Source organism: Teichococcus vastitatis (assembly GCF_003604215.1).
GTDB lineage: Bacteria > Pseudomonadota > Alphaproteobacteria > Acetobacterales > Acetobacteraceae > Pseudoroseomonas > Pseudoroseomonas vastitatis.
Genome location: NZ_QXGS01000243.1, coordinates 1 through 532 on the forward strand (window position 1 = coordinate 1; position 532 = coordinate 532).

Genomic DNA, 532 nt, shown 5'->3' on the forward strand with positions numbered 1-532 from the left:
GCCAAGTCTGACCAGCCCGAGGGACGCGCCGGACCTGACGATGTCGCCCGCGCACGCCTCATCGCTGAAGCTGCCAAAGAGGTCTCACAACCAGACATCTAGCACTACCTGGGCACTTTAGAGAGAGGTGCTATAGGAACCTGCGTCATCAACTTCCGGCGGAGGCGCACGAAGGCCGTGCGCTCCGGCGTCGGCTCCTGGGCAGAGAAGCCGCAGAACCGCCGGAACGAGGCCCTGTCGTCGAGAGCCTCCGCGAGCTTCACGTCGGAGAGGCCGTGCCAGACTGCGATCAGCATCGCCTTGAGCAAGGCCAAGGGTGGCCAAGCCGGCTCGCCTCTCGCCGCAGAATGAATGCCCTCCAGGCGGCTCTCGACTGGCACTCAGCCGATCAGTCTCGCCAGATCGTCCAAAGAGGATTGCCTGCCCCACTGATCAGGCGTGAGGATGAGCGCTTCCTAGAGCATTTTCCACCTACTCCGGCTCATATCCGGCGGCGGTGAAGTAGTTGGCGCATTCTGCTGGGGTGAAGGCA

1 protein-coding gene is annotated in these 532 nt (G+C 63.2%); it reads right to left on the minus strand.

Annotation, left to right across the window (positions count from 1 at the left end):
• Positions 1–104: 104 nt before the first annotated feature.
• A complete protein-coding gene (locus tag D2K64_RS24120; protein WP_120010964.1) occupies positions 105–380 on the minus strand; it encodes a transposase in 276 nt (91 codons plus the stop codon).
• Positions 381–532 lie beyond the last annotated feature (152 nt).